Raw genomic sequence first — 13,311 nt, forward strand, 5'->3', positions numbered from 1 at the left:
ACCGGGCCTACAGGCCAGCGCGTAGGCCGGGTAAGGCGCAGCCGCCACCCGGCTTTTTTCTGCATAAGGGTAGGAGGCCCAAAATGAAAATTAGGAAGTTAACAGGAGCGATGCTGATTGGCCTTACGTTATGCGGTTGTGTAATGCACCGCCAGACACAGCCAGAAGTGGAAGGACGTCTAATCGACAGCGCAGGTAAGCCAGTCCCGGGCGCTAAAATAACATTAGAGAGGGAGCAAACGCTTTCTGACGACAACGGTCGTTTTGCTTTTCAGAGCCAGCATGAGTGGATCTTTTTTCTGCCAATAGGTCCGATGGACTGGATTTATCACACCCCGCTCCAGATAAGCGTCAACGGAAAGGAATATGGTGCAGAAGTAGGCGGCGGTCTCGGTGGGCCACATAAACTGGAAGGGAAAGCGTACAACGTTATTTGCACATTACCTGATCTTCCCGGAGAAGCGAGATGTCAGTCCGGTTTATAAATTAAAACGAGCCCGGCGGAAGACCGGGCTCGTTTTAAGTATTATCCGCCAAACTGATCCGGGTCTGGCCCAAGCCGCTTGCCCTTATCCAGCTTCGCAATTTCCCCCAGCTCATCTTTGTCCAGACGGAAATCCCAGACGTCGAAGTTCTCGGCGATGCGCGATGGCGTGACCGATTTCGGGATCACCACCAGGCCGTTGTCCAGATGCCAGCGAATGACGATCTGCGCCGGGGTTTTGCCGTATTTATCCGCCAGGTCGCGGATAATTTTCTGATCGAATACCCCTTCACCGCCCTGAGCCAGCGGGCTCCAGGATTCGGTCTGAATCTTATGCGTGGCGTTCCAGGCGTGAAGCTGGCGCTGCTGCAACAGCGGGTGCAGTTCGATCTGGTTAATCACAGGCGCGACGCCCGTCTCGTCAATCAGCCGCTGCAGGTGATGAACCTGGAAGTTACAGACGCCGATGCTTTTCACCAGCCCCTCTTTTTGCAGTTCAATCATCCCTTTCCAGGCATCAACGTAATGGTCGATGGCCGGAACCGGCCAGTGCATGAGATACAGGTCGACGAAATCGAGCTGGAGCTTCTCCAGACTCTCCTGCAGGGCTTCGCGGGGACGTTTTTGATCGTCATTCCACAGTTTCGTGGTGATGAATAACTCATCGCGGGGGACACCGGCGCTGGCCAGTGCGGTCCCCACGCCGTCCTCGTTTTTGTACGCGGCGGCGGTGTCAATCGACCGGTAGCCGACTTCCAGGGCTTTATGAATGGCGGAGACGACCTCGTCGTTACCGGCTTTCCATACACCTAGCCCCAGCTGGGGCATCACGTTGCCGTCCTGCAGCTTGATTACGGTTTGGTTTGCCATTTTTCCTCCTTCAGGTGCGCATCGCCGGAGGGAGACTCCGGCGATGGGGTGTGCATTAAGTCTGGACGAAATGTCAAAAAACGAAAGTCGGGGGGACAAAAACGCTTAGCGTGCCGCCTCGTAAATACGGCGGCTGACGTCCAGGGTAATGTCGCCGTGCTCGCCCAGATGGGTCATGCCATGCTCTTCGAGTTTCGCCAGCAGGGCTGGGATGGAGCTGCCGTCCAGACCGTAGCCAGACAGACGCGTTGGCACGCCCAGACCTTCAAAGAAGCTGCGGGTCGCTTCGATGGCGGCATCAATACGCGCATTGTCAGAACCCTCGGTGATGTTCCACACGCGCTCAGCGTACTGCAGCAGTTTGGCGCGTTTGGTATCACGTTTTTCATTCCACAGCGCAGGCAGCACAACGGCCAGCGTCTGCGCATGATCCAGACCGTGCATCGCCGTCAGCTCGTGGCCCAGCATGTGGGTCGCCCAGTCCTGCGGCACGCCAGCACCGATCAGGCCATTCAGCGCCTGGGTGGCGGCCCACATCACGTTGGCGCGAACGTCATAGTTTTCCGGCTCTTTCAGCGCTTTCGGACCTTCTTCAATCAGCGTCAGCAGAATGCCTTCCGCAAAACGATCCTGGATTTTGGCATTCACCGGATACGTGACGTACTGCTCAACGGTATGAACAAAGGCATCGACCACGCCGTTCGCGACCTGACGCGCAGGCAGGGTGTAGGTGTAGACCGGATCCAGAATGGCGAAGACAGGCTGAACGTGTTCGTTCATGAAGGCCTGCTTATCACCGGTAGTTTTACGGGAGATGACCGCGCCCTTGTTGGATTCAGAACCGGTGGCCGGGAGGGTCAGCACGGAGCCCATCGGGATAGCGCTTTTGATGTCGCTCCCGCGGGTTTCCAGAATGTGCCACGGATCGATGCCGTCAGCATAGTGCGCTGCCGCCGCGATGAATTTGGTGCCGTCCAGCACGGAGCCGCCGCCGACCGCCAGCAGGAAGGTGATGTTTTCTTCGCGGGCGATTTTCACCGCGTTCATCAGCGTTTCGTAGGACGGGTTTGGCTCAATGCCGCCAAACTCACGCACGTCCAGACCGTCCAGCGCGCTGTAAACCTGATCCAGCACGCCGGTTTTTTTCACGCTGCCGCCACCGTAGGTGATCAGCACGCGGGCGTCAGCAGGGATCTGTGCGCGGAGGTCAGCGATAGCGTCTTTACCAAACAGAATGCGGGTTGGGGTGTGAAGATTAAAGTTGTTCATTGCTCGTTCCCTTTAGTGGGTGAAAAACCGTGGTGCGCAGAGGGCGACCTGATGCTGCACATTGTGGCCGTCCGGGGCTACGCCCTCAATGCACATTCCTGCCGATGTCTTGCCCATTTCTACAGAGCGCTGGAGAAAGCGCGGAAAACAACGCACACTGTCAACGTCGAAAACCGCACCCGGAGTGACGCAAGATGAACCGTGAGGCTATCTGCCAGCAGCTCACTGCGCAGATTAAGAGATTGATAGATAATGAAAATCGTGCCAGCGATCTGCTGCCGGACATTCGCCTGCTCTACGGCACGCAGCCCGGAACGCGCACGCCGGTCATGTACCAGCCGGGCATCGTTTTTCTCTTTTCAGGCCATAAAATTGGCTATATCAACGAGCGCGTGTTCCGCTACGACACCAATGAATATCTGCTGCTGACAGTACCTTTACCCTTCGAATGTGAAACCTTCGCGACAGAGGCGGTTCCGCTGGCAGGGATCCGCGTCAATGTTGATATCCTCCAGCTGCAGGAGCTGCTGATGGAGATTGGCGAAGACGAACTCTTCCAGCCTTCGATGGCCTCAAGCGGGATCAATTCGGCGACGCTGTCGGAAGAGATCCTTTGCGCCATTGAACGTTTGCTGGACGTCATGGAGAGGCCGCTGGACGCGCGCATACTGGGCAAGCAGATTATCCGAGAAATTCTGTACCACGTGCTGCTGGGCCCGGGCGGCGGCGCGTTACTTGCCCTGGTGAGCCGACAGACCCACTTCAGCCTGATAAGCCGCGTGCTCAAGCGTATCGAAAGCCAGTACACCGAAAACCTCAGCGTCGACCAGTTGGCGGCAGAAGCCAATATGAGCGTCTCGGCGTTTCACCATAACTTTAAATCGGTGACCAGCACCTCGCCGCTGCAGTACCTCAAAACCTACCGGCTGCATAAGGCGCGAATGCTGATGATCCACGACGGCATGAAGGCCAGCGCGGCGGCGATGCGGGTGGGCTATGAAAGTGCGTCGCAGTTCAGTCGGGAGTTTAAGCGCTATTTCGGCGTCACGCCGGGAGAGGATGCGTCACGTATAAGAACGATGCAGGGAGCCTGACGAAAAACGTAGGCCGGGTAAGCGATAGCGCCACCCGGCTTTGTTGAATTATGCGCTGCAGTACTTCTTCTTAATCACTACCGCGATGGTACCCACCAGACCCGCCACCAGCAGGAACATCGGCAGCACCATCAGGAAGGTCATCACCTGATCTTCGTGGTGTTTCACGAAGGGGATCATATTCAGCGCATAGCCGAATGTCGTCACCACGCCAACCCAAAGCAGGGCGCTCAGCCAGTTGAAGAACTGGAAGCGGCGGTTCGACAAACCGGAAATGCCCGCCATCGTCGGCAGAAGGGTGCGAACGAACGCCAGAAAACGTCCGGCCAGCAGCGCAAGCAGGCCGTGTCGGTCAAACATGCAGGTTGCACGCTGATGGTATTTATGGGGTAACTGCGCCAGCCAGCTTTTGACCACGCGCGTGTTGCCGAGCCAGCGGCCCTGCAGATAGCTCAGCCAGCAGCCCAGGCTGGCTGCGGAAGTGAGGATAACCATCGTGGGCGTAAAGTCCATGACGCCTTTGCCGATCAACGCCCCGGCAAGCAAAAGCAGACTGTCACCGGGTAAAAACGAAGCTGGCAGTAATCCATTTTCCAGAAACAGCGTTGCGAACATCACGAAATAGACGACGCCTATGACGTGAGGATCCGCCAGGGCGGCAAAATCATGTTGCCAGAGCGCCGCGATAATATCTTGAATAACAGCCATGGACTTTCCTGTGGAACAGCAGATATAGCGCTATTGTACTCCCTAATTCGCCCGTCGGGTTTGATTCCGGGCGCAACTCATGCAGACTTTTCTGCTTGCGGTGTCCACAAAAGCGTCCAGAGAGTACATTGTCAGCCAGCACTCTACACGATACGCTCGAACCCTGCTGCTAAATCCGCAATCAGATCGTCAACATTTTCTAAACCGATATGCAGTCGAATCAGGGTACCGCTGAAGTCCACTTCACCACCTGGGCGCAGGGCCGCGATCTGCTCCGGCTGGTTAGCCAGGATCAGGGATTCAAAACCGCCCCAAGAATAGGCCATGCTGAAGAGGCTAAAATTATCCAGATAGCTTGCCAGCTCGTCATTATTCAGCCGTTTTTTCAGCACAAACGAGAACAAACCGCTGCTGCCCGTAAAGTCACGTTGCCAGAATTCATGCCCCTTACTGCCCGGCAGCGCCGGATGGTTTACGCGCTCAACCTGCGGATGCTGCGCCAGCCATTCGGCCACCTTCAGGCTGCTTTCGTGGTGCTGACGCAGGCGAACGCCCAGCGTGCGGAGTCCGCGGCTGGTCATGTACGCCGTGTCGGCATCCACCATCTGGCCCATCAGATAGGCGTTTTCACGCAGCTGATCCCAGCAGCGCGCGTTGGAAACCGCAGTACCAATCATGCCGTCAGAGTGGCCAATCAGGTATTTCGTCGCCGCCTGGATGGAAATATCAATGTCGAATTCCAGCGCTTTGAACAGCACGCCTGCCGCCCAGGTGTTGTCGATCATAATGATCGCCTCTGGCGCTTTGCTGCGCACGGCCTTGACGATAGCCGGCACGTCGTGAACTTCCATGGTGAGTGACCCCGGCGATTCCAGGAACACAATGCGCGTGTTTGGCTGAATAAGTTCGGCAATGCCTTCACCAATCAGCGGGTCGAACCAGCCGGTCGTCACGCCGAGCTTGCTGAGGATTTTGGTACAGAAGTCCTGGCTGGGTTCATAGGCGGTGTTGGTCATCAGGATATGGTCGCCCTGTTCCACAAACGCCAGAATGGTGTTGGCGACCGCCGCCGCGCCGCACGGGAACAGCGCGCAGCCTGCGCCGCCTTCCAGTTCGCACATCGCTTCCTGCAGAGAAAAGTGGGTTAGCGTGCCGCGACGGCCATAAAACAGCCCGCCTTTTGCGCGGTTGCGCGTGGCGTTTTTTTTCTCCTCAACGGTGTCAAACACCAGCGAGGAGGCGCGTTGAATCACGCTGTTGACCGATCCCTGAGTATATTTTTTGCTGCGTCCTGCCTGTACCAGCGTGGTATCAAGATGCTTCGTTGTCATGTTCGCTAACCCTGTTTTTATACGTCTGGACGTCCAGACTACCACGATTGGAAAAAACTGCACCCGCAGGCTTATCGAATAAGCAGAAAATATTAGCAAAAAAGCGCATAAGAAATTTTTACTGCGTAAGCGCAAGGAAAGTGAACGAAAATTGCGGCACTATGCAAATACTAATGAGAACTACTATCAATTCGACGATGTTTTGATATTATTACGTTCAGATTTTGTGATTTGCGTCCTGGAGATACAGAGTGGGTAATAATTTGATGCAGGCGGATCTCTCCGTTTGGGGCATGTATCAGCATGCTGACATCGTGGTTAAGATTGTGATGATCGGCCTGATTCTGGCGTCCGTTGTCACCTGGGCTATCTTCTTCAGCAAGAGCGCCGAGCTGCTTTCGCAGAAGCGTCGCCTCAAGCGGGAACAGCAACAGCTGGCAGAAGCCCGCTCTCTGGATCAGGCTTCAGATATGACCTCATCCTTCCACGCGAAAAGCCTGACTACCCTGCTCGTGAATGAAGCACAGAACGAGCTGGAACTCTCCGCGGGCAGTGAAGATAACGAAGGCATAAAAGAGCGTACCGGTTTCCGTCTGGAACGTCGCGTGGCGGCAGTTGGCCGACACATGGGGCGCGGCAATGGTTATCTGGCCACCATCGGCGCGATTTCGCCGTTCATCGGTCTTTTCGGTACGGTCTGGGGCATCATGAACAGCTTTATCGGTATCGCGCAGACCCAAACCACCAACCTGGCGGTCGTTGCGCCGGGTATCGCAGAAGCGCTGCTGGCGACGGCGATTGGTCTGGTCGCGGCGATTCCGGCGGTGGTTATCTACAACATCTTCGCGCGGATGATTGGCAGCTACAAAGCCACCCTCGGTGACGTTGCCGCGCAGGTTCTGCTGCTGCAGAGCCGCGATCTCGACCTGAATGCCAGCGCCGTTAAGCCGGTGCACGCGGCGTCCAAACTGCGCGTGGGTTGATATTATGGCGATGCGTCTAAACGAAAATCTGGACGATAACGGCGAAATGCATGAGATCAACGTGACGCCGTTTATCGACGTCATGCTGGTTCTGCTGATCATCTTCATGGTGGCCGCGCCGCTGGCGACGGTGGACGTGAAGGTGAATCTGCCAGCCTCGTCCAGCCAGCCGCAGCCGCGCCCGGAAAAGCCTGTCTATCTGTCCGTGAAGGCCGATAAATCGATGTTCCTCGGTAACGACCCGGTAACGGCCGACTCTGTTATCCCGGCGCTGGATCAGCTTACCGGCGGTAAAAAAGACACCACGGTCTTCTTCCGTGCGGATAAAACCGTGGATTATGAAACCATGATGAAGGTAATGGACACGCTGCATCAGGCGGGTTATCTGAAGATTGGGCTGGTCGGCGAAGAGAAAGCGGCCGCGAAGTGATAAAGAAGCTGGCGAAAGCCGGCTTTTTTTATGCCTGTTGGGTTTATGCGTTTTTATTTTCCGTCGGTGCGGTAGAGGGGGTTGCCAGCGCGTCCTCATCAAGCGCAACGCAGGTGACGTTTGAGGTACGGTACTCGCCGTCTGACAGTTTGCGCGTCAGACGCAGGGTGGCGATCTCTCTGGCAAGCAGATACTGGTAGTTGGCCTCAAGGCGTCCCAGAAGCTTCTCTTTTAGCTCTGGCCGCTGTTCCATGATGGCGTTCATCACGGCACCGTAAATTTCTTCTTTGACCTGCAGCGGATAAATCTCACGGCGATTCTGCCATTTCAGCCGCACCAGCGTCGCCGGGATCGATACCAGGTCCTGTGTAATGCGCGTCATCTCGTCATTTTTTGTGTTTCGCAGCGCGTCGAGATTTTGCTTTAAGATAAATTCATCACTTTTTTTATCATCCAAAGTCAAATAAACGTCGTTATTTTTAACTTCCTTCACGTTAATCCTCCCCCAGGCTATAAAAAATTGGGTTGTTTTTTTCGCGCGTAATTAAGTTAAGCCAAATTTCATTGCCCGCTTCGTTAATTTCTTTGGTTTTTTCGGCCAATATTTGACTTAGTTTCTGGGCATCTGTTTCACCTTCGGCCTGCAGATCATTCAGCAGGTGGACAAAGGCTTCAATTTTTATAGCGCGAAATAAGCGGTCTTTTATATGACGATCGTGCTCTTCCAGCAACATATTACGGGATTTGCCGGTACGGGAAACACCAATTAATATATCAGGCTCGAAATCAGAGAGCTTTCTTTTCCCCTGAGTGAAACTGACCTCTTTTTCTGCTTCCGTCGGTTGCTGTTCCACAGGCGTAATGTGGTACTTAGCCGGGACGAGATAGTCGGGCAGCATTTTTAATTTCCTTTAATTTCAACAGGGTGGGGTTGGTAAAGGCGTGAGATTCGTTGACAATATCATGAGGCAAATTTAAAATCAAAAAAAATGGAGCCTACCCATGAACAGCATCTTTTTTACGGTCATCACATTACTATTACTGACCGCTGGTGTGCTTTTATTGATGCAGGAGTTCAATAAAACGAAAGTGTCGAAAGACACCAGTGAACCGCCGCAACCGGAACTCATGACAAAAGAGGAAGGGGAAGACCATTTCTCTGTATTGATGAACTCCGTTACGCCTGTCTGGTACTGGCGGGTGAACCATGAATATATCGACTTTTTACACGCGACAATTAAACGCATGAAAATGTCGGAAATTAATGACACGCCCGGACTGTTTGAAGCACAGCGTCGCTGTAGCGATCTCAATTCAGCCGTGTATAAATATTATGACAATATCAAAAAACGCTGCCTTAACGGCGAGAAGGTCTCTTATTCCGATCTGGACGTATTAAATTTGCGTCAGTGTTTTCGTGAGTTCAGCCTGGAAGCTTACCCGGAGCTGGTGGTGCTGGTCTGGCCGGAATACGCCCGTCCAGAGGTTAACCCCGACAACGTCTGAGTGACCATACTGGTGAGCTATTGCAAACAGTCAGCGCCATTGGGATATACTGGGCGCTGGTTTCTCTTGCAAACAGGACTTTATGGAACGCTTTTTTGAAAATGCCATGTACGCCTCTCGCTGGATACTGGCTCCCGTCTATTTTGGCCTTTCGCTGGCGCTTATCGCGCTGACGATTAAGTTCTTTCAGGAAATCCTGCACGTTCTGCCGAATATCTTTTCCATTGCCGAGGCGGATTTGATTCTGGTTCTGCTGTCGCTGGTGGATATGACCCTGGTGGGCGGGCTGCTGGTAATGGTGATGTTCTCCGGCTACGAGAATTTCGTCTCTCAGCTGGATATCGACGAGCGCAAAGAGAAGCTCAGCTGGTTGGGCAAAATGGATGCCTCGTCGCTGAAGAATAAAGTGGCCGCGTCGATTGTGGCGATCTCTTCTATCCACCTGCTACGCGTGTTTATGGACGCGAAGAACGTGCCGGATAACAAACTGATGTGGTACGTCATTATCCATCTGACGTTTGTGCTGTCTGCGTTTGTGATGGGGTATCTGGATAAGATCAGTAAGAAGTAAAGTACGCCTTACCCCTCACCCTAACCCTCTCCCCAAAGGGGAGAGGGGACTGCTCGGTGCGGTATTATTTATCAGACGACGCCTGCCACAGGTTCAACTCCCCATCCGCAACATGCTGGTCAATCCGCTTGAGTTCGTCCTCAGTAAAGCGCAGGTTATCCAGCGCCCGAACGTTCTCCTCAATCTGTTCCGGGCGGCTTGCGCCAATCAGCACTGACGTCACGCGCGCATCTTTCAGCAGCCAGCTCAACGCCATCTGCGCCATGGTCTGACCGCGCGCCTGCGCCATTTCACTCAGCAGACGCAGGCTGTTCAGGTTGGCTTCGGTCAGCATTTTTTCGTTCAGACCGCGGACTTTCTTGCCTTCACGCTGCATGCGTGAATCTTCAGGAATACCGTTCAGGTATTTTCCGGTCAGCAGCCCCTGCGCCAGCGGGGTAAAGGCGATGCACCCGGTACCGTTTGCCGCCAGCGCATCCAGCAAACCGGTCTTATCGACCCAGCGGTTGAGCAGGTTATAGGACGGCTGGTGGATCAGCAGGGGGATCTTCCACTCGCGCAGCAGCTCGGCCATTTTTTGCGTGCGCTCGGTTGAATAGGAGGAAATGCCTACATACAGCGCTTTGCCGCTCTGCACGGCGTGGGCAAGTGCAGAGGCCGTCTCTTCCATCGGCGTGGTTTCATCCACGCGGTGGGAATAGAAAATATCCACGTAGTCGACGCCCAGGCGTTTCAGGCTCTGATCGAGGCTGGCGAGCAGATATTTGCGCGATCCGCCTGAGCCGTATGGCCCGGGCCACATGTCGTAACCCGCCTTGGTGGAGATAACCAGCTCGTCGCGATACGCGGCAAAGTCCTCCCGCAGCAGACGGCCAAAATTCTCTTCCGCGCTGCCTGCTGGCGGGCCGTAGTTGTTGGCAAGGTCGAAATGGGTAATGCCGAGGTCAAAGGCTTTACGCAGCAGCGCCCGCTGGGCATCAAGAGGCTGAATATGGCCGAAGCTATGCCACAGGCCAAGCGACAGCGCGGGCAGGCGAAGGCCGCTTTTGCCACAGTGGCGGTACTGCATGTTCTCGTAGCGGTCAGGGGCAGGGTACCAGGACATGATGTCTCCTTTTCTTATCGATGAATTTTTGAAACGGCGTTTTCATTCTGTCCTTATCAAAACACAAATCCCGGGGAGAAGCGATGGCAGAACTCCCTGCCAGCAATTTTCCCCGGGATGCGTCAGACGTTGAGTCCCGCACTGCCCGGTACACGCAGGTCACCGGGCAATCAGACGACAATCAGAAGCTGTAGCTCATCCCCGCCTGTACGCTGGCATCGTTATCCACATCGCCAGTACCGACATAGACGCCGGTAGTCAGGGTGAAGTTATGGGCGATGGTGGCGTTGATACCTGCCCCAAAGATGCCCATGGTGTTGTTGTGACCGGAGGTATTGTGATAATCCGCCGCCTGAATGTCGGTGTCATCGCTGAACTCTTTCTGGAAGCGCGCGTCGATCCACGGCATCACCTTCACGTTTTTGTTCAAATCGCGAAGGGTGGTGGTGAGCCTCACGCCCGCGCCGCCGTTCCAGGAAGAGACCTGGCTGTCGGCAAAGGTGACTTCGCTGTCAGAGAAGCCGTTCGCTTTGGTCTGATCCCAGCCAAGAGTGGCGTAGGGTTGCAGCAGCGTTTCGCCTGGCAGCAACACGTTCACCCCGGTGCGGGCCTGCGCCAGATACAGACTGCCATCGGTGGAGCCGTGCAGCGCTTCCGTCATGCCGCTGGTATCGCCCGTCACGTTGTTGGCAGACAGCGAGTAACGCATATCGCCGTAGCTGAAGCTGCCGTCAGCAAACAGACCCCAGGTTCGGCCGTTCAGCGCCTGCTGCCAGCCGCCATACAGGCTGTAGTAGTTACCGTAAACGCTGTCTTTGAAGCTATCCGCGCCGTCGCTGGTGTCCTGCACGCGGCTGCGCGTCCACGCCAGCGCGATACCGCCGGTGACGCTGTCGCCGTTGTCCAGATGCGCCGTCCAGTCTACGCCGCCCTGCGCACCCTGAGTGATGCTTTTATAGTCGACGTCGTTGCTGAAATTACCGTTCTGATAAAGGAAATCGCCCCAGACCTGCGCACCGTCCTGCTGTTCTCCCAGCAGGTTTGCCAGATGCACCTGGTTCATGTGGTTGCTGATGTCATCCGCTACCTGATGCCCGGCCTGTTCCGCTGCATCCAGGCCGGCTACCAGCCCCTGAACGTCGCTCGCAAGGTTGCCCTTCTGGCTGTTAAATTCAATATTCCAGCTCTGGCTATTATCTGCAGTCAGCTGAGCCTGAGGCGCGCTGTCGGCCGCAACAATATTCAGACTGTTGTTGTAGTTATAGGCGCCGCTACGGTTCTCCACGGTCTGGTCGCCGTTGGTAAACGTGGCTGCTGCATAATTCTGCGGCGCACTGCTGCCCGACGTGGTGAAGGTCCCCAGGACTATTCCCTGCTGATTTTGCGCTGACGGCGTAATGCTGTTCACCACCACGGCGTTATTGGCGCCGGTAATATTACCGAAATTCACGTAGCTGTCGGTGCTCATGGTAACCAGCGCATTGCTGCCGGTGGTGTTGGCAATCAGGGTTGAACCGTTTTGCAAACTCCAGCTGGTTGCATCGTTAATTTTATCAATGGCAATGCTGTTATCGCTGGTGGTATTTACCGTTTCAAACTGGCTTATTTGTCCGGATATAGAACTGCCCGCATCCATTGACAGAGTATCGCTGCCGTCACCACCGTTAACATTGCCATTGACATGTGAATCATTGGTCAGCACGACCGTATCATCACCTGCACCCGTTGTAATATCACCGTTGACGGTCGCGTTGTTCTGCAGCGTAATTGTGCTATTGCCCGTACTCTGGCTGGTATTTATCTCGCCATTCACGGTGCTGTTATCCACCAGAACGGAATTTGCGGCGTTACCATCGACGGTCACATTGCCATTTACCACGCTGTTATTGGTCAATGAAATCAGCGTGGTGCCGTTTTCGTTAAAGGCCCCAATGTCGCCGGTGACCGTACTGTTATCCAGCGCCAGCGAATCAGCCTTCGTTCCGTACATCGCGATAGCGACATCGCCAAAGGCATCCAGGTTGATGTCGCTGAAGGGCTTGTATCCGCTCAGTTTTACCGCCAGCGTGTCGATGTTCTGCGCGATTTCGCTCTGCGAGGCATCCACGGAAGCGTTAGTCAGCGTAATATTGGTATCAGATTTATCGCTACCCGCGTAAATACCGCCTTTATCCATCGTGCTGTTGCTGATGGCAATATTTTGTGCACCGGCTCCCGCACTGAGAATACTGCCGTGCAGCATGCTGCCGTCCTCAACGTTGACGGTGTGGTAACCTTTATCCATGGGGTCGAGATAAATGGCGGAACCCATCATATAGGCTTTCTTGCCCTCGTAGCTTCCGGCGTCATTTTCGCCATTCAGCGTGGCGTCATCGATGGTCACCGTCGTATTGGTGGTTGCACCGGTATTGCCCACTTCGATCATATCGACGGTGGCGCCGTTATTCACCGTAATATTAGCCGTCCCCCCGTTGCTGCCCTGAATATAATGGCCGGACATGTCGGTACCAGAAACGGTTAATGACTGGGTATCCCCTGATTCACGGCTTCCATCCATAAAGATATTATTTGCGGTGGTGTCGGCCATAATGGCATTAGTCACGCCGGGATCTTCATAGAAACTATTATCTACATATTTCGTTAAGCCGCAGGTCTGCGATGTCACGCCCGGCTGGCAGGGCGTAGCGGGTGTTACGTTAGCCTGGGCGCCAAATGACGTTAAAGCCACTAATACACATTGCGAAAGCAATGTACGATTCATTAATTTGCGCATTTGAAGTTCTCTGGATGAGTCGAAAATTGTCCGGCTCTTTTTAAATGAATTTATTTAAAATAAGAACTTCCTCAGCAGGTAAGGATGTAATGAAATCTAAAAAAATATCCTGCACAATAATTAGTGTTTAAATAATTAAATCTGATTAATAAATTTAATTTAATTCATGAGCTAAATGCTTTGGAAT

14 protein-coding genes are annotated in these 13,311 nt (G+C 54.3%); 6 read left to right on the forward strand and 8 right to left on the reverse strand.

The features are described 5' to 3' along the window. Window positions 1–83: 83 nt before the first annotated feature. On the forward strand, window positions 84–485 hold the full coding sequence (locus ACVCAM_RS13270) for a carboxypeptidase-like regulatory domain-containing protein (RefSeq protein ID WP_025912494.1): 402 nt from the start codon (window positions 84–86) through the stop codon (window positions 483–485). A gap of 41 nt (window positions 486–526) precedes the next feature. Here the strand turns inward: ACVCAM_RS13270 and dkgA are convergent, their stop codons facing one another. Next, on the reverse strand, window positions 527–1,354 hold the full coding sequence (dkgA, locus tag ACVCAM_RS13275) for a 2,5-didehydrogluconate reductase DkgA (RefSeq protein WP_021242117.1): 828 nt from the start codon (window positions 1,352–1,354) through the stop codon (window positions 527–529). A gap of 105 nt (window positions 1,355–1,459) precedes the next feature. After that, window positions 1,460–2,623 (reverse strand): alcohol dehydrogenase, encoded by a 1,164-nt coding sequence (yqhD, locus tag ACVCAM_RS13280; protein WP_407223647.1) that lies wholly within the window; start codon window positions 2,621–2,623, stop codon window positions 1,460–1,462. A 194-nt stretch (window positions 2,624–2,817) separates the two neighbouring features. Here yqhD and ACVCAM_RS13285 point away from each other — a divergent pair, with 194 nt between their 5' ends. Further along, window positions 2,818–3,717 carry an AraC family transcriptional regulator gene (locus tag ACVCAM_RS13285; protein ID WP_008502996.1) on the forward strand — a complete coding sequence of 300 codons (900 nt, stop codon included), beginning with the start codon at window positions 2,818–2,820 and terminating at the stop codon, window positions 3,715–3,717. Between the two features lie 48 nt (window positions 3,718–3,765). On the opposite strand, the gene yghB is transcribed toward ACVCAM_RS13285, so the two are convergent. Together yghB and metC are read right to left on the reverse strand one after the other, a co-directional pair. Then, complete coding sequence (gene yghB / locus ACVCAM_RS13290) at window positions 3,766–4,425, reverse strand: DedA family general envelope maintenance protein YghB (RefSeq protein WP_008499812.1); 660 nt, start codon at window positions 4,423–4,425, stop codon at window positions 3,766–3,768. Between the two features lie 143 nt (window positions 4,426–4,568). Then, a complete protein-coding gene (gene metC, locus ACVCAM_RS13295) occupies window positions 4,569–5,756 on the reverse strand; it encodes a cystathionine beta-lyase (protein WP_008499811.1) in 1,188 nt (395 codons plus the stop codon). A 251-nt stretch (window positions 5,757–6,007) separates the two neighbouring features. Between metC and exbB the strand changes: the two genes are divergently transcribed. Then, the gene (exbB, locus tag ACVCAM_RS13300) at window positions 6,008–6,739 is read left to right on the forward strand and encodes a tol-pal system-associated acyl-CoA thioesterase (protein WP_021242115.1); all 732 of its coding nucleotides are present in this window, start codon (window positions 6,008–6,010) and stop codon (window positions 6,737–6,739) included. 4 nt (window positions 6,740–6,743) lie between these two features. Beyond that, entirely contained in the window at window positions 6,744–7,169 is a 426-nt protein-coding gene (gene exbD, locus ACVCAM_RS13305; RefSeq protein WP_008499809.1) for a TonB system transport protein ExbD, read from the forward strand. 43 nt (window positions 7,170–7,212) lie between these two features. On the opposite strand, the gene ACVCAM_RS13310 is transcribed toward exbD, so the two are convergent. Together ACVCAM_RS13310 and ACVCAM_RS13315 are read right to left on the reverse strand one after the other, a co-directional pair. Next, a complete protein-coding gene (locus tag ACVCAM_RS13310; protein WP_023294557.1) occupies window positions 7,213–7,662 on the reverse strand; it encodes a hypothetical protein in 450 nt (149 codons plus the stop codon). A gap of 1 nt (window position 7,663) precedes the next feature. Continuing rightward, window positions 7,664–8,068, reverse strand: coding sequence for a hypothetical protein (locus tag ACVCAM_RS13315; protein WP_407223646.1), 405 nt, complete (start codon window positions 8,066–8,068; stop codon window positions 7,664–7,666). Window positions 8,069–8,171: 103 nt separating this feature from the next. On the opposite strand from ACVCAM_RS13315, the gene ACVCAM_RS13320 reads away from it, so the two are divergent. Both ACVCAM_RS13320 and ACVCAM_RS13325 read left to right on the forward strand, forming a co-directional pair. After that, complete coding sequence (locus tag ACVCAM_RS13320) at window positions 8,172–8,675, forward strand: ESA_00282 family adhesion-associated protein (RefSeq protein ID WP_008499806.1); 504 nt, start codon at window positions 8,172–8,174, stop codon at window positions 8,673–8,675. Between the two features lie 82 nt (window positions 8,676–8,757). Then, window positions 8,758–9,246: a TIGR00645 family protein gene (locus tag ACVCAM_RS13325; protein WP_008499805.1), complete on the forward strand. Its 489-nt coding sequence runs from the start codon at window positions 8,758–8,760 to the stop codon at window positions 9,244–9,246. Window positions 9,247–9,310: 64 nt separating this feature from the next. Here ACVCAM_RS13325 and ACVCAM_RS13330 read toward each other — a convergent pair whose 3' ends face one another. Further along, window positions 9,311–10,351 carry an aldo/keto reductase gene (locus tag ACVCAM_RS13330; RefSeq protein WP_320750844.1) on the reverse strand — a complete coding sequence of 347 codons (1,041 nt, stop codon included), beginning with the start codon at window positions 10,349–10,351 and terminating at the stop codon, window positions 9,311–9,313. Between the two features lie 181 nt (window positions 10,352–10,532). Next, a complete protein-coding gene (locus tag ACVCAM_RS13335; protein WP_223825737.1) occupies window positions 10,533–13,079 on the reverse strand; it encodes an autotransporter family protein in 2,547 nt (848 codons plus the stop codon). Window positions 13,080–13,311 lie beyond the last annotated feature (232 nt).

Source organism: Enterobacter sp. CFEC122, assembly GCF_052983755.1.